General features: G+C 40.6%; 20 protein-coding genes, 1 tRNA gene and 1 pseudogene. 6 read left to right on the top strand and 16 right to left on the bottom strand.

The features are described from left to right. Window positions 1-200 precede the first annotated feature (200 nt). From P7J49_RS10515 to P7J49_RS10500, 4 genes are all read right to left on the bottom strand, one after another. On the bottom strand, window positions 201-587 hold the full coding sequence (locus tag P7J49_RS10515; RefSeq protein ID WP_408570638.1) for a helix-hairpin-helix domain-containing protein: 387 nt from the start codon (window positions 585-587) through the stop codon (window positions 201-203). A gap of 20 nt (window positions 588-607) precedes the next feature. Continuing rightward, a complete protein-coding gene (locus P7J49_RS10510) occupies window positions 608-862 on the bottom strand; it encodes a DUF1912 family protein (RefSeq protein WP_044767447.1) in 255 nt (84 codons plus the stop codon). Between the two features lie 189 nt (window positions 863-1,051). Beyond that, on the bottom strand, window positions 1,052-1,357 hold the full coding sequence (locus P7J49_RS10505) for a phosphatidylglycerol lysyltransferase domain-containing protein (RefSeq protein WP_408570637.1): 306 nt from the start codon (window positions 1,355-1,357) through the stop codon (window positions 1,052-1,054). Between the two features lie 77 nt (window positions 1,358-1,434). Beyond that, the gene (locus P7J49_RS10500; protein WP_004298697.1) at window positions 1,435-1,788 is read right to left on the bottom strand and encodes a helix-turn-helix domain-containing protein; all 354 of its coding nucleotides are present in this window, start codon (window positions 1,786-1,788) and stop codon (window positions 1,435-1,437) included. Between the two features lie 178 nt (window positions 1,789-1,966). Here P7J49_RS10500 and P7J49_RS10495 point away from each other — a divergent pair, with 178 nt between their 5' ends. The 3 genes from P7J49_RS10495 to P7J49_RS10485 all read left to right on the top strand — a co-directional run bounded on the left by P7J49_RS10495 (window position 1,967) and on the right by P7J49_RS10485 (window position 6,081). Beyond that, complete coding sequence (locus P7J49_RS10495) at window positions 1,967-3,586, top strand: malolactic enzyme (RefSeq protein WP_408570636.1); 1,620 nt, start codon at window positions 1,967-1,969, stop codon at window positions 3,584-3,586. A 14-nt stretch (window positions 3,587-3,600) separates the two neighbouring features. After that, complete coding sequence (locus P7J49_RS10490; protein WP_408570635.1) at window positions 3,601-4,548, top strand: AEC family transporter; 948 nt, start codon at window positions 3,601-3,603, stop codon at window positions 4,546-4,548. A 360-nt stretch (window positions 4,549-4,908) separates the two neighbouring features. Further along, the gene (locus tag P7J49_RS10485) at window positions 4,909-6,081 is read left to right on the top strand and encodes an IS110 family transposase (RefSeq protein ID WP_408570634.1); all 1,173 of its coding nucleotides are present in this window, start codon (window positions 4,909-4,911) and stop codon (window positions 6,079-6,081) included. A 407-nt stretch (window positions 6,082-6,488) separates the two neighbouring features. Here the strand turns inward: P7J49_RS10485 and P7J49_RS10480 are convergent, their stop codons facing one another. The 7 genes from P7J49_RS10480 to P7J49_RS10450 all read right to left on the bottom strand — a co-directional run bounded on the left by P7J49_RS10480 (window position 6,489) and on the right by P7J49_RS10450 (window position 14,191). Further along, on the bottom strand, window positions 6,489-7,493 hold the full coding sequence (locus tag P7J49_RS10480) for an aldose epimerase family protein (protein WP_408570633.1): 1,005 nt from the start codon (window positions 7,491-7,493) through the stop codon (window positions 6,489-6,491). Between the two features lie 105 nt (window positions 7,494-7,598). After that, window positions 7,599-9,302, bottom strand: coding sequence for a dihydroxy-acid dehydratase (ilvD, locus tag P7J49_RS10475; RefSeq protein WP_408570632.1), 1,704 nt, complete (start codon window positions 9,300-9,302; stop codon window positions 7,599-7,601). A gap of 441 nt (window positions 9,303-9,743) precedes the next feature. Continuing rightward, entirely contained in the window at window positions 9,744-10,139 is a 396-nt protein-coding gene (locus P7J49_RS10470) for a PTS sugar transporter subunit IIA (RefSeq protein WP_044674758.1), read from the bottom strand. Then, a complete protein-coding gene (locus P7J49_RS10465) occupies window positions 10,139-10,957 on the bottom strand; it encodes a PTS system mannose/fructose/sorbose family transporter subunit IID (protein ID WP_004195637.1) in 819 nt (272 codons plus the stop codon). The genes P7J49_RS10470 and P7J49_RS10465 overlap by 1 nt, the downstream gene beginning before the upstream one ends. After that, a complete protein-coding gene (locus P7J49_RS10460) occupies window positions 10,944-11,840 on the bottom strand; it encodes a PTS mannose/fructose/sorbose/N-acetylgalactosamine transporter subunit IIC (RefSeq protein ID WP_024375914.1) in 897 nt (298 codons plus the stop codon). The genes P7J49_RS10465 and P7J49_RS10460 overlap by 14 nt, the downstream gene beginning before the upstream one ends. Window positions 11,841-11,878: 38 nt before the next feature. Beyond that, window positions 11,879-12,364 (bottom strand): PTS system mannose/fructose/N-acetylgalactosamine-transporter subunit IIB, encoded by a 486-nt coding sequence (locus P7J49_RS10455; protein ID WP_004194095.1) that lies wholly within the window; start codon window positions 12,362-12,364, stop codon window positions 11,879-11,881. Window positions 12,365-12,418: 54 nt separating this feature from the next. Then, window positions 12,419-14,191 carry a glycoside hydrolase family 35 protein gene (locus P7J49_RS10450; protein WP_408570631.1) on the bottom strand — a complete coding sequence of 591 codons (1,773 nt, stop codon included), beginning with the start codon at window positions 14,189-14,191 and terminating at the stop codon, window positions 12,419-12,421. Between the two features lie 232 nt (window positions 14,192-14,423). On the opposite strand from P7J49_RS10450, the gene P7J49_RS10445 reads away from it, so the two are divergent. Continuing rightward, the gene (locus P7J49_RS10445) at window positions 14,424-15,134 is read left to right on the top strand and encodes a GntR family transcriptional regulator (RefSeq protein ID WP_015646515.1); all 711 of its coding nucleotides are present in this window, start codon (window positions 14,424-14,426) and stop codon (window positions 15,132-15,134) included. A gap of 138 nt (window positions 15,135-15,272) precedes the next feature. On the opposite strand, the gene P7J49_RS10440 is transcribed toward P7J49_RS10445, so the two are convergent. From P7J49_RS10440 to recX, 4 genes are all read right to left on the bottom strand, one after another. Then, entirely contained in the window at window positions 15,273-16,004 is a 732-nt protein-coding gene (locus P7J49_RS10440; protein ID WP_004194101.1) for a GntR family transcriptional regulator, read from the bottom strand. Between the two features lie 99 nt (window positions 16,005-16,103). Beyond that, a complete protein-coding gene (locus P7J49_RS10435; RefSeq protein ID WP_408570630.1) occupies window positions 16,104-16,421 on the bottom strand; it encodes a DUF960 domain-containing protein in 318 nt (105 codons plus the stop codon). A 57-nt stretch (window positions 16,422-16,478) separates the two neighbouring features. Next, window positions 16,479-17,012, bottom strand: a complete 534-nt coding sequence (locus tag P7J49_RS10430) for a DUF402 domain-containing protein (RefSeq protein ID WP_024375910.1) — start codon at window positions 17,010-17,012, stop codon at window positions 16,479-16,481. 75 nt (window positions 17,013-17,087) lie between these two features. Further along, window positions 17,088-17,864 (bottom strand): recombination regulator RecX, encoded by a 777-nt coding sequence (gene recX, locus P7J49_RS10425; RefSeq protein ID WP_408570629.1) that lies wholly within the window; start codon window positions 17,862-17,864, stop codon window positions 17,088-17,090. A 37-nt stretch (window positions 17,865-17,901) separates the two neighbouring features. Here recX and rlmD point away from each other — a divergent pair, with 37 nt between their 5' ends. Together rlmD and P7J49_RS10415 are read left to right on the top strand one after the other, a co-directional pair. Continuing rightward, window positions 17,902-19,254 carry a 23S rRNA (uracil(1939)-C(5))-methyltransferase RlmD gene (rlmD, locus tag P7J49_RS10420; protein WP_408570628.1) on the top strand — a complete coding sequence of 451 codons (1,353 nt, stop codon included), beginning with the start codon at window positions 17,902-17,904 and terminating at the stop codon, window positions 19,252-19,254. 98 nt (window positions 19,255-19,352) lie between these two features. Further along, window positions 19,353-19,514: pseudogene (locus P7J49_RS10415) on the top strand (transposase); the annotation flags it as partial. A 65-nt stretch (window positions 19,515-19,579) separates the two neighbouring features. Here P7J49_RS10415 and P7J49_RS10410 read toward each other — a convergent pair. Beyond that, window positions 19,580-19,652 (bottom strand) — tRNA-Pro (locus P7J49_RS10410).

The following is a 19,652-nucleotide window of genomic DNA, read 5'->3' as shown; positions in this document are numbered from 1 at the left end:
GGGACGAAGTTATTCCGCGGTACCACCCTTGTTCAGATAGATTACAAATATCTGCACTTTGTTTATTCGATTCACATCATCAGCAACCAGTTTTGACATTTGTGCGGATTTCTCAGTACCACCGCTTCCTGTGACAAATGGGCTCAAAACACCTCTGAATGGCTTTATTGTAACAAATTGCACCTTGAAAAGCAAGGGATTTAAGCTTTCAACTCAATCCTTTTTTCTTTCAACTGCTTGATGGTTGCAGGCCCAATGCCTTTAAGAGCCAAGAGCTCTTTTTCTGTATGGTTTGCAAAATCAGCCACAGATTGAATACCTGCTTCGTAGAAGGTTTCCAAACGTGCTGCCGCAATGCCTTCCAACTCAGGAAGCGCCAAAAAGTCTTCCAATGAAGTCGCTGAAGAAGTCACCTCTGTGGCAACTTCTTTCACTTGTTCCACAGCATGCTCTACTACAGCCTCAGCCTTGTGAGCAACTGTCTCTACTACCTCTGCAGCTCTTTCAAGACCTACACGACCCGCACGTTTCAAATCTGCCAATTGTTTTTTCAAAACTTTTTTACGATTTACTTTCTTTTTTCCCATTTTTCATCTCTCCCGTCTGATTAATAATGCCTTTGACCAAACAACTCATCTGGTAAATCATGAAAACCTTTACCAGCATGGTAGTTAGCAAATTTCCCTTGAATGAATCGATAGGCATCGAGCTTGCTCTCATAACGAATATAAGCATCCGCTGCCCGCTCATCCTTGTCTTCTTCCAAGACACGACGACTTTCTTCAACCGCCATCTCGTTTACCATGACCTGAGTGTTGACCCAAGCCTCAAATTCTTTTAAAAATTCTGCTTCTTTTGTCATAGGATTCCTCTTTTGTGCTTGAATAAGCATACTGACTTATTATATCACATTTTTGGCAAAAGAAAAGCCCTAACTCCTGAGTTAGAGCCAATTCCCTACCAATTCCCTACCATCTGAACTGTAAATCATTTGTGACAGGAAGCCGAAATCTATTGAGTTGGCTTACTACTATACCATGTCATTCTCAGCCTACTTCGGCTTTACCTTCCTATTATCAATCTGTAACAGCACCAGCATAGTAAAAACTAACCATGTCGACCGTGGATAGGAAATGCATTTCGCTTCCCAGTCCGGTCTAAACTTTTCTTTATATTTCCTTAGGCCACTAAAGGAATAAAAGCGACTCGTAAACTGATAAATGAGGTACCCCACTTTTTCTTGCCAAAATGAATGGTCACGAGTTCCTACATTCGACAAAGGGGCCATACCAATATCAAAATAATCTTTACCCTCCTCTTTGAAATAGAGTGCCATCTTGATAAACAAGTATTCCATCTATTTCCTAATAAGGAACAAAAAAAATTGAATCCTCTTCATATAGAATTCAATTCCTTTTATACTATCTATTCTATTTAATCCAAATTATCCAAAATCGTCTCAAAAACCATTAAAAAGGATTCCTGCTTTTCCTTCGGTAGTTGTTTTAGCTTCATTGTCAATCGTCGGATACTCAATTTTGTATCTGGCTCAGTTTTACCCTCCAGGCTAGAGAAATCAAAAAACTCCTCTGGGGTCATCCCTAAAGCCTCAATCACTTTTTCCAAAGTCTGCAATCTGAGATTATAATTTTTATTTTCAATATTATTGACATACTTGAGTCCCAAACCAGCTTTCTCAGACAATTTTTCTTGGCTCAATCCTTGTTGGGTCCTGTGATATTTGACTTTTTTAGCAACGTATTTTTGGAGATAATTTGTTTCTGTCATAGTACCTATATCATACTGTTTTTTATGATACAGAGTAACCTCTTGTATGATACTTAGTATTGTTTTCGATACCGTTCCATGCTATAATAGAGAGTAAATCGAGCTAATACATATTGGCTTAGATTGTAAACTTTCGCCAGTCACTCAGTGACTATAACTTATTGATTTGGAGGTCTCTATGAACGGACATCATATTTTAAATGACCCTTTTTTGAATAAAGGAACCTCATTTTCTCTTGAAGAACGTAAGGAGCTTGGACTAGTCGGGCTATTACCTCCTCATGTACAAACTATTGAAGAACAAGCTGCACAGGCTTATGCACACTACCAACGAAAAGATTCTAATATTGAGAAAAGACATTTCTTGATGGAAATTTTCAATACCAATCGAACACTTTTCTACTACCTTTTCAACCAACACATTGTAGAATTCAATCCAGTGGTTTATGACCCTGTCATTGCTGAGTCCATCGAACAATACAGTGATCTCTTTGTAGACCCTCAATATGCAGCCTTTTTGTCTGTTGAACATCCTGAGGATATTCGAGATAGTTTAAAAAATGCTGCAGGAGACCGTAAAGTTCGTCTGATTGTTGTCACTGACGCAGAAGGAATTCTGGGTATTGGCGATTGGGGCACACAAGGTGTTGACATTGCCATCGGCAAATTGATGATTTATACTGCTGCTGCAGGAATAGATCCTACTAGTGTTCTTCCAGTTGTCATTGATGCTGGTACCAATCGCCCTGAGCTTTTGGAACATCCATTCTATCTTGGCAATCGACATGAGCGCATTCGTGGAGAGGCCTACTATAGCTTTATTGATCAATTTGTTGAAACTGCTTTGGAGCTCTTCCCTGACCTCTATCTGCATTGGGAAGATTTCGGTCGCGGTAATGCAGCAAATATCTTAAATAAATACAAAGACAAAATCCCTACATTTAACGACGATATTCAAGGTACAGGAATTATTACCTTAGCAGGTATCTACGGAGCACTTGATATTTCTGGTGAATCATTACTCGATCAACGTTACCTCTGCTTTGGTGGAGGTACTGCCGGTGCTGGCATTGCCCACCGTGTCCTCCTTGAAATGATCAACGAAGGTTTGTCAGAAGAAGAGGCCTACGACCGTTTCTACATGGTTGATAAACAAGGTCTGTTATTCGATGACATGGATGACTTGACTCCGGAGCAACGACCATTTGCTCGCAAACGCTCTGAATTTGAAAATAGTGAGGAACTCACAAACCTCACTGCCGTCGTCAAGACTGTCAAACCAACTATCTTAGTAGGTACTTCAACACAACCAAATACCTTTACTCAAGAAATTGTTGAGGACATGTGTAAGTTTACCGAGCATCCTATTATTTTCCCTCTCAGCAATCCGACTAAGCTGGCCGAGGCAACTGCTGAGGACCTAATTAAGTGGTCAGACGGAAAGGCCTTTGTGGCAACCGGTATCCCGTCAGATGACATCAACTACAATGGAGTCACCTATCAAATTGGTCAAGCCAATAACGCCTTAATCTATCCAGGTCTTGGTCTTGGCGTCATGGCTTCTAAGGCAAAACTATTGACCGACCAAATGATTGGCGCTGCAGCACGCTCACTCAGTGGTTTGGTGGATAATGGTAAGCCCGGAGCTCCAGTGCTTCCTCCTGTTTCTCGCTTGACTGAATTCTCTATCAACGTGGCAAACGCTGTTGCCAAAAAAGCTCAAGAACAAGGTTTAGCGCAAGTCGAAGGAGATATGGAAGAAGCTGTACAAAATCTTAAATGGTATCCAAAATATTAAGCCAGAGGGTAAAAATGGTACAGATTCTCACTTCAATTGAAAATATTTTCCCTATTATCTTTATCATAGCCCTTGGCTTCTATCTCAATGAAAAGGAGTGGTTCGGTAAGGAATTTGGAGCAAATATTTCTCGTCTCGTCATGAACGTAGCACTTCCGGCATCTATCTTTATCTCTGTTTTAAAATATCTGACCTTGGATAAGCTGATAGAAGTAGCCCCAGGTCTACTCTTCACATTTGGCGGAGTTATACTAGCCTATCTGGCTGGATACCTTGTCATCAAGATTTTTAAGGTTCCTGCAGGACGACGGGGAGTCCTGCTCAATATGTTTGCCAATGCCAATACCATATTTATCGGACTTCCTTTGAATATCGCCCTCTTTGGCGACAACTCGATTTCCTATTTCTTAGTGTATTATATTACCAATACCATTTCTACTTGGGCATTTGGTGCCTTGTTAATCGCACAAGATGCTAAAAATCCCGAAGATAAACAAAAAGGAAACTTCAATTGGAGAAAGTTACTGCCAGCTCCTCTTGTTGGCTTTATCATCTCCTTGTTCTTTTTGTTCTTTAAGATTCCTGTCCCTACCTTTGTAGACAGTACTCTCAGCTATATTGGTAATATTGTAACCCCACTTTCTCTTATTTATATCGGTATCGTCCTATCGAAAGCAGGTCTATCCTCTATTCGCTTCGATAGAGATACAGTACTAGCACTCATAGGACGTTTCCTCCTATCCCCTATTTTAATGTATCTCATTTTAGCCTTGTGGGGAAGTCAGTTGCCTCGTATTGAATACAATACTTTCATGGTACAGGCTGCAGTTCCTGGACTGGCTGTCTTACCCATTTTGGCCAATGAAGGTAAAGGTGACGTACAGTATGCGACAAATGTAGTCACAACTTCCACCATCCTCTTTGTAGTCGTCATTCCAATTGTAGTTAGCCTGCTAGGATAGGATATTGACGATAATCAGCGATTTACTTCCGTTTTATATAAAAAGAGTTTGTACACTTTACCAGTACAAACTCTTTTTATACTACTTATCGTCTACCTAAGAAAATGAAAGGGAGTGGGAAAGACATCCATGATGGCTCCGCCCTCACCCACAGAATAATGAAAACGAACATAAAGCCCTCACTAGGTGTATAATCTTAGTGAGGGCTTTGTGGTTGACGAGTTAATGATGTTAGTCATCGCGAGAAAAACTAACCCACTCTACTGACGAGCACCCCCAAATATGCGATAGGCATGAGTATAAAAATACGACTAAAATTCGGTAGATAAGCTCTCTAATTTTTAGAAGGAGGGAATTTTCATGGATGTTCTCTATCAATCTTGTGCAGGTATTGATGTCCATCAAGCCAATATCGTTGTCTGTATCCTACACGGACCTCTCACCTCAACTCGTCCAAAGCGTGAGACGGCTACGTTTGATACAACGACTAAAGGGCTACGTGCTTGCCACGATTTTCTCAGTCAATTTCATGTGGAAGCTGTTGGTATGGAAAGCACAGGTGTTTATTGGCGACCTGTCTGGCATGCTCTATGTGATGACTTCGAGTTGATACTCGCTCAACCAGCCCACATGAAGGCTATTCCAGGACAGAAAACCGACAAGAAAGATGCTCACTGGATTGCCAAATTAACACGGATTGGTCTGCTTCCTCGGAGTTTCGTTCCCGATGAAACCATTCAAGAATTGAGGGAGTTGACCAGACAACGAAAACATTATGTGGAAAGTCGCAATCGAGAAACAAACCGTATCCATAAAATTCTTCAGTCAGGTGGTATCAAGCTAACAACCTATATCGAAGATATTATGGGGCTATCTGGTCGCAATCTCCTTCAGCTGCTGGTTGATGGGACGCCTATTACACCTCGCATTGTCCATCAATCCGTTTATACCAGCTTGAAGAAGAAAGTGCCGCAGCTTCTGGAAGCCTTGGATGGCTATTTTTCTGACCATCATCGCTTCATGTTAAAGCAGTCCTTAGAGATTTATGATTTTTATCAGAAGCAGATTGAGTTGTTGGAAGAGCGAATGAATGTCTATCTATCACAATATGAAAACCATGTAGAAATATTGGATTCCATCCCAGGCATTGATGTCATTACAGCTTCTGTTATCATTTCTGAGGTTGGTGTTGACATGAGTCAGTTTCCCACTGCTGGACATTTAGCTTCTGGGGCTGGACTTTGTCCAGATAATAATGAGAGTGCTGGTAAAAAACGAAGTACCAAGATTCGACACGGAAATTCTTATTTGAAGAAATGTTTATGCCAAGCCGCTTTCGCTGTCAAAAAACAAAAAGGAAGTCCTTTAGCAGACCGATTTTATCAGATTCAAAGTCGGCGTGGTTCACAAAAAGCAACAATTGCACTCGCACATCAATTATTAAAAATAGCTTATATCCTCTTAAAAGAGCAGATAACGTATCCTGAATTTTTAGCACAGAAAAAGACTACTAGAGACGAGCTAGTAGCCTAAATACAAAAATTTTTTCGCTTTGATTATATCATAGGGAGGGAGTTTTTGCATTCTTTTGAGTTTTCGTATAAGAACTCGACCATTCATAGAAGAGTTCGTCAACAAGTCTTTATTTCTAGTTGTTGAGCTGAAACAGTCTATTCCCAGACTGTTTCACTCCCACCCCCGCATAGCTCCAACAGTCAGAGTAGTGACTGTTGGAGGTTGGAAATGAAGCGAACTCTGTTCGCATCAGTCGTAATGGTCAGATTTGGAGTGTAAAACACGAATTGCTGAGATTTGCTTCGCAAATCCTATCTCCAACCTTTAACAGTCCACTGGACTGTTAAACCCAATCAACCACTGCGCTGAGATGTTGACACTAACGTTGAGAAGCGGTGCTGGGCTTTTTGCCCAGCCTTTTACCATTACCATCTAAACTGGTAAATCGTTTGTGACAGGAAATCCTGTCCTTTTTCCAATAAAATTGAACCAAACCCGTCTTGGTTGCAGGCATTAGGCAGAGCCTGACATTCCAGACTGAATGCCCCGTGAAAAGTAGCCAATTCCTCCACAGGATAATTGTAGGTATAAATGACGACAGAAGGCTGATTGGTGCGGACACTGAGTTCGACTTTCCCATCTGGACTAACCACGCGCACAGGCACATCTACCTCATCCAATAGCCACGGATGGTCATAGCCTTTTACCAACACATTTTGAGGATATTGGCTATCAAATCCCTGAGAAAAAGGCGCAAAATCTCTAAAATCAAACGGCGTCCCTGTCACATCTTCTAAGACACCCGTGGGCAGGTTATCCTCCCCAAGCGGAGCATAGTGATTGGCAGCAATTTTAATACGGTGCTCGGCAACTGACCGTTGAAAATCACCAGTCAAGTTGAAATAGATATGGTTGGTCGGATTAAAAATCGTATCACGCTCCGAAACAGCCCGGTACTCAACCATGAGCTCATTGGAATCTGTCAGACGATAAATTGCCTTGACCATCACATCGCCTGGAAAACCATTAAAACCATCCTTTAAGGTAATACCAAAGGTAACTTGATTATTCTCCTGATCTACACTTGTCTCCCAGTATTGCTCATTTGCAGTATCAATCCCACCATGGAGGGTTCGACCCGACTCATTTTCTGTAAAACAGTACTTCACTCCATTTATTTCTGTTTGTGCCCCCGAAATACGACCTGCAACTGGAACAATTGTAGAACCAGGGTACAAATCTGTTCGTCTATACTCCTCATCTGTTGAAGCAGAAAGGCTAACATTCCGAAACCCTCCATCTTCCTCAACAGGAAGAAGAACTTCAACGATACGAGCTCCAAAATTTGTCAAACCAACCTTCATACCATTAGCATTCGAAAGGAAGAAATGAAGGGCTTCTCCCTTTCCAAACTGACTTTGTTCAATCATACGAACTCCTATTTTTATTGATTTAATATATGAATAGTATATCATTAATAGACCATAATGAAAAGGAATCTACAAGAATTCCTTTTTCATTTTATACTAATTATTCTAGCGCTCTGCTTGGCGTTCTGCAAACTCCTCATCGGTCATCATCGAACCACCAAAGTTGGCCGAAGAAGCAAAACGTGTATAACGACGCAGCCAACCACTTGCTATTTTAGGCTTGAATGATTTTAAGAGACGACGACGTTCAGCAAGTACTTCATCATCCACAAGAACATCTATCGTACGATTGATCAAATCAATCGCAATCTCATCTCCATCCTCAATCAAAGCAATGTTTCCACCAGCAGCTGCCTCTGGAGAGATGTGACCAATCGCAATCCCTCTAGTTGCACCAGAGAAACGACCATCCGTTATAAGTGCAACATCTTTCCCCAAACCTCGACCGACAATTTTTGAAGTAGGAGCTAACATTTCTGGCATTCCAGGTCCGCCTTGTGGCCCCTCGTAACGAATCACGACAACATGACCTTTCTGAACTGTACCATTATCAATTGCCTCAAGCGCTTCATCTTGAGAGTCAAAGCAAAGAGCCTCACCTTTAAATGTTTTTACAGAAGGGTCTACCCCACCTACCTTAATAACGGAACCATCTTGGGCAATATTCCCATAAAGAATGGATAAGCCACCAACTGGTGAGTATGGATGATCTAATGGATGAATAACCTCTTCATTCTTAATCTCACAACCTGAAACATTCTCTTTCAAAGTTCTACCTGTTACAGTTATGCGATCCCCTTTGATAGAACCATTCTTAATCAATTGATTGATAATCGCTGAAACCCCTCCCGCCTCATGTACATCATGCATAGTGTAAGCTGATGACGGAGATAATTTAGAAAGATAAGGTGTTTTTTCAGCGATTTCATTAATATCTTTCAAATCATAGGGAATCCCAGCTTCTCTGGCAATGGCTAGCGTGTGTAATACTGTATTCGTTGACCCTCCCATTGCCATATCCAAAGCAAACGCATCATCTATTGCTTCTTTCGTTACAATGTCTCTAGGTTTAATATTCTTTTTAACATTTTCCATTAAATATTTGGCCGCTTGACGAACAAGTTCTCGTCGTTCATCCGACACTGCAAGAATTGTACCATTCCCTGGCAATGCAAGTCCCAATACCTCCATCAAACAATTCATTGAATTGGCTGTAAACATTCCCGAACAAGAACCGCAAGTTGGACAAGCATTTTTTTCTAGAAATTCAAACTCCTGTTCTGACATTTCCCCAGCTTGGTAGCTACCAACTGCCTCAAATAGACTAGAAAGGCTGGCATGATGCCCTGTCATATCGACACCACCCTTCATAGGTCCTCCAGAACAGAACACTGCTGGAACATTGGTTCGCATAGCTGCTAAAATCATTCCAGGAGTGATCTTATCGCAGTTTGGGATATAAAAAACTCCATCAAACCAATGCGCATTGATGACTGTTTCAGCCGCATCTGCTATCAATTCCCTTGAAGGTAAACTGTATCTCATTCCAATGTGTCCCATGGCAATACCGTCATCAACCCCAATGGTGTTAAACTCAAACGGAATCCCACCAGCTTCCCTTATCGCTTCTTTTGCCACATCCGCCAACTCTCTCAAATGAACATGTCCAGGTACAATATCGATGTAGGAATTGCAAATCGCAATAAAGGGTTTTTGAAAATCCTTTGCAGACTTCACTTGTCCTGTCGCGTATAATAAGCCACGCGCTGGAGCCTTGTCAATCCCGATTTTTATCATATCACTTCTCATCGGATTCTCCTTGTATTTAAAATGATTCCTCACATTACATGTTACCACTTTAAAAGTGAATGTCAATAAATTTTCAGAAAATTTGGTCATTTTTGTTTTTGATCTTTATGTGAATGGATTCATTCACTGGCATTTTATTATTCCTCTCCATAGACTAAGAATGGTAGGAAGGAGTTTCACAACATGATAGGATAGAGCAATGTAACAAGAAATATGACAAATGATACTCCATACAAAAAGAGACCGGGTTTCCCCAGTCTCAGGATACTTAAAGCCTATCAACTATAGAACAGTTTATAATTAACGAAAATCAAATCCGTCTGTAACAATCGGCTGAGTTAGCCTCACTCTCTTATTTCTAGGCTCGGGCTGAAACAGTCACTTAGACTTCCCTCGCTCTCTTATTTCTAAGCTCGGGCTGAAAAACTCCACTGGAGTTTTTCACTCATCTTCATCACTTGTTAATAGACTATTGACATGAACTAGGTTGCTTGTCCCAAATTCTACATAATCCACAGCTTCTCCCAGCAGGATGCCGTTCAAGAAACCGATAACCATTGGCATGTTCATCCCTGCATAAAGGTCAAACTGCCCACCTTCAATCAATTTTCGTGATACGACATTGGCTGGTGTACCGCCTAACAAATCTGCGAAGACAACGAAGTCATCTAGATTAGCAATTGTTTCTTCAAATTTTTTCTGGAAGTCTTCTGGACCTTCTTCTGGTAAAAGAGCTACTGTATAGATATCCTCCTGAGGACCCATAATCATCTCAGTAGATTTCTTCAACTCTTCACAGAAGATACCATGACTTACTAATACTAAACTTCTAGTCATTATGCCATACCAAATACGAAGTGACCGATTGCAGAAAGTCCAACTGCAAGTGCGATGATAATCAAGATAGCTTTAGTAGAAGTCATGCCACGACGACCAAGAAGCCAGAAGACAAATCCTGTAAAGACAGCTGGAACAAGGCGAGGGAAGATTGTGTTGAGCAAGTCTTGAATGTCAATCACTTTCTCACCTACATGTGGAGCCCAAGTCACTTCAAAGTTAATCATAGTTGCAATCAAGGCACCCATCATGAAGACACCCATTACAGACGCTGCATCAACAAGAGCTGTTAACTTATCACGCATAGTTGTGATGAGTTTAGTCCCCTCTTTGTAGGCAACTTCCAACTGTTTCCAGCGGAAAATATCATATGCAACAGCCACGGCTACCCAAAGGAAAATACCTACCGGAGAACCTTCCTTACCCATAGTCGCTGCCACAGTACCCATAATCGCTGGAACAAGAGAACCAAAGATAGAGTCACCGATTGGGGCAAATGGACCCATCAAACCAGTCTTAATACCGTTAACCGCGTCTTTAGAAGCTACACCGTCGCTTTCTTCCAAAGCCAAGTCAATACCTGTGATGATGGTATGGAAGAATGGTGAAGTATTGAAGAACTGGGTATGTAGTTTCATCATTTCCTTCAACTCAGGAGTACCATCTCCATACATTTTACGCAATTGTGGCAAAATCATGTAGAGGTAACCAGACGCTTGCATCCGCTCGTAGTTCCAACCAAGTTGGAAAGTGAATAAACTACGTTTGTTGATTTGATTAAAATCTTCTTTTGTTAATTTGTAATTAGATTTCGTCATCTTCAATTTCCCCACTTTCTGAATTTGATGGAGCAACCACAGTTACTTTTTGGCTATTTTTGAAGTGAAGCACTGAAAGGAATGCACCCACAATAGCGATACCGATCATTGACAAGCCTTTGAAGTTGTTAACAAAAGCTACGCCTGCATCTTCAGGAAGAGTGCCAACGATACCAGCAACTGCACCACCCAAAGCTGATACGTTACCGTAAAGAACAGTCAACATAGCTGTAAGGGCGAAACCTACCGCCAAGTAGTGAAGGTTACGTTTAAGTGGAAGGTAGTGGAGCAAGATTGCAAATCCAAGACCTGGAAGCATACGAGCTGCAAGCGTCAAACCATTGGCAATCCATTGGTATTGTTCAATAGTTTTAACCATTGCATCTACAAACCCACCACCAAAAGCAAGAGCAAGGAAGACTGGAAGTGCACGAGAAAGTGCCCAAGGAATTGCACCAAGCAAGTAGTTGCGTTCGATACCAGCGTAGTCAAAGCGTTCAATCGCAGCATCTACACGGTGTGCAAAGAAAGTAGTTGAGAAACGACCAGCAATATCTGTATAAACAAGAAGTGCTGCTACTGGAACCGCGATAGTAGATACCGCAAGTTCAGGGTCAATACCTTGTGATACAGAGAAGGCAGTTGCCAATACCGCACCAGAGGTTGCGTCGATACGAGATGCACCACCGAAAGTACCTACACCAAGTACCATGAGCTGCAAGCTAGCACCGATTGCCAAACCTGTTGCCATGTCGCCCATGATTAAACCAGAGATGAACCCTGCAAAAACTGGTGATCCAGCTGACGATACGATGGTCAGCTCATCACAAATCTGGTAAGCAGAGTAGAGCGTTAGAAGTAATATTTGCCACCATTGCATAATAGTGATCCTCCTTTAAATTTTTCAAAAATATCCGAATGTTATCTAACCTTATCCAATAATGGCATAAAGTCTTTTGGTGAATCGCCAGGTACCATTTGTGCAAATAATTTTACACCCTTAGCCGCCAAGGCATCAAAATCTGCAATATCCTTATCTACAACGTTAATAGAACGAGTTACAGAACGAGTTTCCGGAGTTTGAGACATATTCCCTACGTTCAACTCAGGGAGCTCAACCCCGTACTCTACCAAGCGAAGGAAGTTTTCTGGACGACGAGCAACAATCAAGAGACGTTGACTATCATACTTGCCCTCCTTAATATTATTAGCAGCCTTTTCAATCGGTAAAATCGATAATTTTACGCCTGGAGGACATGCTAATTTCAGTCCTTGTTTTTCAATGTCATTTTGAGCAACAGCATCATCGATAACCATGATACGACCGATGTTCAATTTCGTCGTCCATAAGTTAGCAACCTGACCGTGAATCAAACGACCATCAATACGCGTAGCAATAATTGCCATATTTTCTTCTCCTTTTCTCCATAAATCTTTTGAGTAGAAGTCTACTTTAAGACTCTACAATTCTTTTATTACGGGTTTTTGTGAAAAGCTAATCTTTTCTCTATATCTTCCTTCCGTCTCAAAGACGATAATTTCATTCGCTCCTTTCTTTAAGTATCCTTTTGGAATATAGAGATAGAGGATAGGTCCTTTTTCCCAAAAACGTCCAATATTTACATTATTAACGAAAACAACTCCCTTACCAAAACCTGTCATGTCTAAGTAAGTGTCTGCCAGTTCTTCCACTTCAAACTGATAGCGATAGAAGGCTGGTTGACCCTCCTGCCACTCTTTCGTGAAATCCAGACCAGAAATATCATCCAGTGGCAATGGATACATATCCCAATTGCCAATATAGTGCAGGTCTGCTATGGCACCACGACCCAACCCTTTAGACTGTGTCGGTGCTGTCAACTTATGACCATAATTGACCCGTCCCATGTTTTCAACCAAGACAGCCAGTTCAACATGGTTGGATGCAAACTCTAGTGCAATGTCTTCACCAATTTCTGTCTGGTATTGTGTGGTAACCAAACAACCATCCGCATAGACTTGAATACGGTCACGCGCATCGATGACACGAATCCGTTCTGCCTCCTCCTTATCCCGCTCTAACTGCGTTCTATAGAGGATATAGCCCGTCGATTGCCCCAGTTCTTCCATATTTTTTGGATAGAAGCTAGAGGAGTAATCGCTTACATTTTCTGCTACAGCAAAGAGGCTTACCTTATCCTTCAAGTTCACACTTGGAAAGGCCTTGGCTTCTTTTACCAGTGGCTCAGCATAGTCCAAATCTGGATAGGTTTCCTTCATACGTTTTTGCAAGGCATAGAATTTCTTGGTTGGATTGCCAGCCTCATCTAAAATCGCATCGTAATCGTAAGAAGTCACCTGTGGCAAATCAATCTGACCGCGGGCTGAACACCCATTCATGAAACCGAAATTAGTTCCACCATGGAACATGTAGAGATTGATAGAACCCAACTCAATACATTCCATAACAGCATCGACCATCTCATCTGGATCACGGCGAATGACCTCATCGCCCCAGCGATTGAACCAGCCATCCCAGAATTCCATACACATGAAGGGCCACTTCTTACCATGTTCCTCAAAGAAAGCCTTCATGTTGGCAAAGTTTTCTCTGGCTCTCGAACCAAAGTTACCCGTCACAAAGATGTCATCTTCAATTAGCGTTCCTGCTCGAAGCGTCGCCCGCCAAGCACCGTCTGAGGTGAAGAGGGGAGCTGTTAACCCATATTTCCTCATTAGACTTGCTACTGCTCTCAGGTATTCCTTATCCTCACCATAGGAACCATATTCATTCTCTACCTGGAACATAAGGATATTACCACCTTGTGCGAGTTGGAACTTGGCCAATTTAGGAAGAAGAGAAGCGTAATATTCATCTAAGTGCTTTAGGTAGCGCTCGTCATGTGAACGAACCCTCAGCTCTTCCTGCATCAACCAAGCGGGGAGACCTCCCCACTCCCACTCTGCACAAATATAGGGGGAAGGACGAACAATTGCATAAAGCCCTAATTCTTGAGCAAGTTTTAAAAAACGCTCAACATTTAAAATCCCTTCATAGCAAAAATCACCTTTTTGAGATTCATGCATATTCCAAGGAACATAGGTCTCAACCGTATTAAAACCTAGAGCTTTTAAATTATACAAGGAATGGTACCAGTCATCCGGATGAACCCTAAAATAATGGATAGCACCAGATAAAATTTTAAACGGTTTTCCATTTATGTAGAATTGATCTTTAATTTTAAATTCTTTCATAGGTCTCCTCCGCTGTTACCGCTTACCTTTCTGTTAATATAATAACATTTCTTTGTGGTTATGTCCAGTACTTTTTTTAATTTTTTTAAACTTCTTTGAATTTCATTACAAACTCATTTAAACAATTGAATTGTATAGGTTTTCTCTTCAATTTTTTATAGAAAATAGCTATATTTTTTGATTTTTTCTCAACCATTTAGTATAATAAATCATAGAAAGGAAAGAATATGTAATGAAAGTACCTAAGTACCAACTTATACAAAACGACTTACGCCAGCAAATTATCTCTGGCAAATTTGAAAATGGCGACAAATTTTACACAGAATCTGAATTAACAAAACTATTTAACGTTAGCTCTATCACCGTTATTCGTGCAGTAAACGAACTAGTTAAAGACGGCTACCTCGTTCGGCAACAAGGTAAAGGAACCTTTGTATCCCGTTCACGCAAAGGACGTCTTGTAGAATTTTCTGATATTGAGATTTTTCCTATGGATAAGGATAAGGTTACTGTTCTCTCGTGCGAAAAAGGCAATAAACCCGATATCCTTGAAAAACTAAATCTTGACAAGAATGAGTTTTATTATAAAATTGTACGCGTCCGCGCAGCAGAAGACACTCCATACATCTTCCACAATTCATACATCCCTCAACGATATATCCAGAATCCAGATGCTCCACTCGAGCACTATCAATCAATCTATCAACGCTTCAAACTAGACTACAATATCCACATGTCCGAGGAACCATTTGTAGAAACGAATGAAATTGTCAGCCCATGTCCAAAAGAGGTTGCCACTCATTTGAAATTAAAAGCGACTGAACCAGCTGTACTACAAAACAAAACAACTACTAACAGTACTAGCGGTGAAGTGATGGAATATACTGAAACTTACAAACACTGGAAGTATTACAAATTTGAAATTACAGCCAATCATCGCTAAAAAAACGCAGACTAACGTCCGCGTTTTTTCATATCCAATAACAATCAAAAGTAGTCTAGGAAATAAAGCCGAAAATAGAACTGGATTTCATCAAGGCTCTTGACAACGAATAATTTTGATTTTCGAAGAGTATTAATTCTAATATCCCCGTTGATGGGTAATCTTGTAACGAAACTGGTCCGCTCTAGCAATACTAAACGTAAACTCGATAATTCTATTCTTATCATTATAGGTTTTTCTTACCAAATGAAGTACTGGACTATTGCTTGGAATTCCGAGTATCTTAGCTTCATTATCCAAAGCAATACTTGCATAGAACTCTTCTTCTGCCAAACGAATCACCTGATGATAATCCTCTGAGAAAATTTCATACAAGGGAGTTGACTTCATTCGCTGAGCAGCTAATCCAGGAAATAGCGAGGCAGGAACATATGTCCTTTCCAACATCATCGGAACCTCATCTGCAAGTCTCAAACGTTCAACTTCAAACACTTCCTCACCCTGACTAAGTTGTAGATGCTGCGCAATATAGTCCGACGCCTTAACCAATTCAAAGGATAAAATCGATGTCCTCGGTACTTTCCCAATTTTTTTCATTTGCTCAGTAAAACTATAGGCCTGAGACAAATCAACTGCAGTATCTGAAATCTCAGATACATAGGTTCCCTTACCATGCTTCTTATAGACTAAGCCACGTTTTTCCAATTCTTGCAAAGCCAAACGAACTGTAATACGACTAACACCATAAACCTGTGTCAACTCACGCTCTGAAAATAACTTGTCATTCGGAGCCATCCTCTCACGAATTGCAACTTCCAATTCATCAACCAACTGCAAATAGAGAGGTTTCTCAACAGTTTGACTAACCATAGACTCCTCCTTTCTAACCCACATAAGCTTACAAATCTATTTTACACCAAATTTCATATATTAACAATATCTTAGGTGATAAAATACCAGCTCTTCAAGCTAAAGCAAGGTCACCTCATCTGGCAAAGTAATGGTCTCTTTTCCCTGCTTGTCCATTACCAAGATTGTTGAGGGATAAAAAGGATCAAAACGACTACCTAAATCTACAGCCAGTACATTTTTATAACCTTCCTGCGAAAAGGCCAACGTAATCTTACCACGACGATTTTTGATAGAAAAACGGATTACATTTTTCAAAGGAATAACTCCTTTTAAGTAGTGATCAATAACATACCAGAAACTATCAATCACTTCCCCGGGAAGCGAGGTCACAACTCCAAAACTTGCATAGCGCCCATTTGTTTGTTCAAAGGCCATAAGCCCCTCCTTTACAATAAGAAAAAAGCCTGTAAAACAGGATTTTCTTTTCTAACTTTATCTACTTCTCAGTTCTAAATAGCGTTTGTACCAGATATTAACGTAGGCTGGAGAGAATGGTCCGCGCTGGTTATTAATCCAATCAACCAGTATCTTGACATTTTCCTTCAAAATAAAATCAATATCATCCGAATACTTCATCGCCTTACGATGACGCTTATATTCATCCACATCCAGCAGTCTCTTTTCACCATCAGCAAAGACCTTAACATCTAGGTCATAATCAATGTATTTGAGTGCCTCATTGTCGAGAACATATGGACTAGCAAGGTTACAATAATAGGAAACTCCGTTTTCACGAATCATTGCAATGATATTGAACCAGTATTTTTTATGAAAATAAACGATTGCTGGTTCTCTTGTTACCCAACGCCTACCATCATTTTCAGTCACTAAGGTATGATTATTGACTCCAATAATAGCATTTTCCGTTGTTTTTAATACCATGGTGTCACGCCAAGTGCGATGAATTTCACCGTCATGCTTATAACTTTGAATTGTAATAAAGTCGCCTTCCTTTGGTAATTTCACTTTGTTACCAACTTTCTACAATTACAATTTATCTTGACTATTATATCATATTTTTCTAACCTAGGCTAAATTTTTTCACAGATAATCACGAAGGACCGTCTGAATCCGATCAAAGTCATAACCCTTTCGAGCTAAAGCCTGTATCAACCTTCGCTTCAATTCATAGCCTTCATATTTACGACTATATTTTCTATACTGCTTATCCAATTCCTTGGCGATTAAATCATCTTCATTTTCCTCATCAGCCACAAGTTCCAACTGACCCAGGCTTTGTTTGGCCGTCTCATAAGAAAAACCCTTACCCATCAATCCCTGTACAACTTTATCTTGCAAAGCTCGAAGAGGCAATTTTCTTTGGTATCTACCCACCAATTTCTCCCCAATCTTCCCAGCAAGCTCTGAAAAATCTTCCTCAGCCAGCCTTTTATCAATCAGCGGTTTAGGAATTCCTTTCTGCATCAACTTCTGACGAATCATAGCTGGTCCCTTATCTCCATTTAGAGCATTCTGACGAACATAGCTATCAACATAATTCCCATCGTCCAGCCATTTTTCCTCTTCTAATACCGTCACAATCTTGACAATATTGTTTTCTTCAATTTCATATTTTTTTAGATAATCACTAACTTCTTTTTTGGTACGTTGCTTGAAGGAAAGGTAATAAAGTGCTAGATTTTTCCCATAAGAAAACTGAGCAAAATCCCGAACAGCTTGAAATTCCTCTTCTGTGATTTCCTTATCCTTACTTAACATAAAACGAACGATGGTATCTTCCGTAATATAGGTCTTTTCCTGCCCCTCAACTTCTAGGAGATAGAGCCGTTTCTTCTTTTCAATTTTTGTGATTCTCATTCTTTCATTATACAGGATTTTTCGGTAAAATAATAATATGAATCTACAAGTAAACCAACGAATTCCCTTGAAAATCAAGCGAATGGGTATCAATGGCGAAGGAATCGGCTTTTATCAAAAAACGCTAGTCTTCGTTCCTGGTGCCCTCAAGGGAGAAGAAATCTATTGCCAGGTCACTTCGGTCAAACGAAATTTCGTTGAAGCAAAATTGTTAAAAATCAACAAGGAATCAAAATTCCGTGTCAAACCTGCCTGTGACATCTATCAAGCCTGTGGTGGTTGTCAAATCATGCACCTCCGTTATGACAAGCAACTGGACTTCAAGCAAGACTTGCTACAACAAGCCTTGAAAAAATTCAAGCCAGCTGGCTATGAGGATTATACTATCCATCCAACCATTGGTATGGATCAACCAAGTCATTACCGAGCAAAATTACAATTCCAAACCCGCTCTTTCAAAGGAAAGGTCAAGGCTGGGCTCTATGCTGAAAATTCCCACCGCTTGATTGGTATTACAGACTGCTACGTTCAAGACCAAGCAACCCAGAAGATTATCAATACCGTTGCTGACCTCCTAACTAAGCACCGCATTCCTATTTATAACGAACGCAAGGAACAAGGTATTCGCACAGTTATGGTCCGCAGGGCCCGTCAATCTGGTCAGGTTCAGGTCATTTTTGTCACCTCCTGTCAGGTTAATCTTATTAAATTAATTGATGAACTCACCAGTCAATTTCCAAGTATAATCACTATTGCTCTAAACTGGAATAGACAGAAAACGAGTGATATTTATGGTGAAAAAACAGAAATTTTATGGGGAGAACAAGCTATCGATGAAGCTGTTTTAGATTACGAATTCTCACTATCTCCACGGGCATTTTACCAACTAAATCCCCAACAAACAGAAATTCTTTATGGCGAGGCCGTCAAGGCTTTGGACATTTCAGGAGATGAAGACTTGATTGATGCCTACTGTGGCGTGGGCACAATCGGCTTCGCCTTTGCTAAAAAGGTCAAATCTGTTCGAGGTATGGACATTATTCCAGAAGCCATCGAGGATGCTAAAGCAAACGCTAAGCGAATGGGACTATCCAATACCCACTATGAGGCAGGTAAAGCAGAAGAAATCATTCCAAAGTGGTACCAAGAAGGCTACAGGGCCGATGCCTTGGTAGTTGATCCTCCACGGACTGGACTCGACGAAAAGCTCCTCAAAACCATTTTGGATTACAAACCAGCTAAAATGGTCTATGTATCCTGCAACGTCTCCACTCTTGCAAGGGACCTTGTTGAGCTAAGCAAAGCCTACAAGGTAGAATACATTCAATCTGTCGACATGTTTCCCCATACAGCACGGACCGAGGCGGTTGTTAAACTAAGCAAAAAATAAAAGGCCTATAAGACTATGACGGGTAAACCCACTATGGTCATATAGAGCCTTTTTGAGTGTAGAAAAAAGTCCCCTACGACCTACACTGAAAAACAACAAAACTCACATTTTCCAACACCAAATTAGAAACAACTAACAATCTCATCAAAGTCATTAAAAAAATGCCTTTGGTTTCAGGAAGATGAAAACTAGACAAACGAATTTTGATTACCTTAAACACAAAAAAAGAGAGAACGAAGTTCGTCCTCTCTAGGTGTTAGCTTTTCATCTACCCACTACAGTTGACAAAGAGCTAAAAAAGAACATTGCTGCTCTCTTACAATAATCGGGAAGACAGGATTCGAACCTGCGACACCTTGGTCCCAAACCAAGTACTCTACCAAGCTGAGCTACTTCCC

The sequence above is a fragment of the Streptococcus suis genome (genome assembly GCF_046032515.1).
In the GTDB taxonomy this organism is placed as follows: domain Bacteria; phylum Bacillota; class Bacilli; order Lactobacillales; family Streptococcaceae; genus Streptococcus; species Streptococcus suis_AL.
The sequence above is the reverse complement of the archived record's forward strand: the minus strand, read 5'-3'. Positions and strand labels throughout refer to the sequence as shown.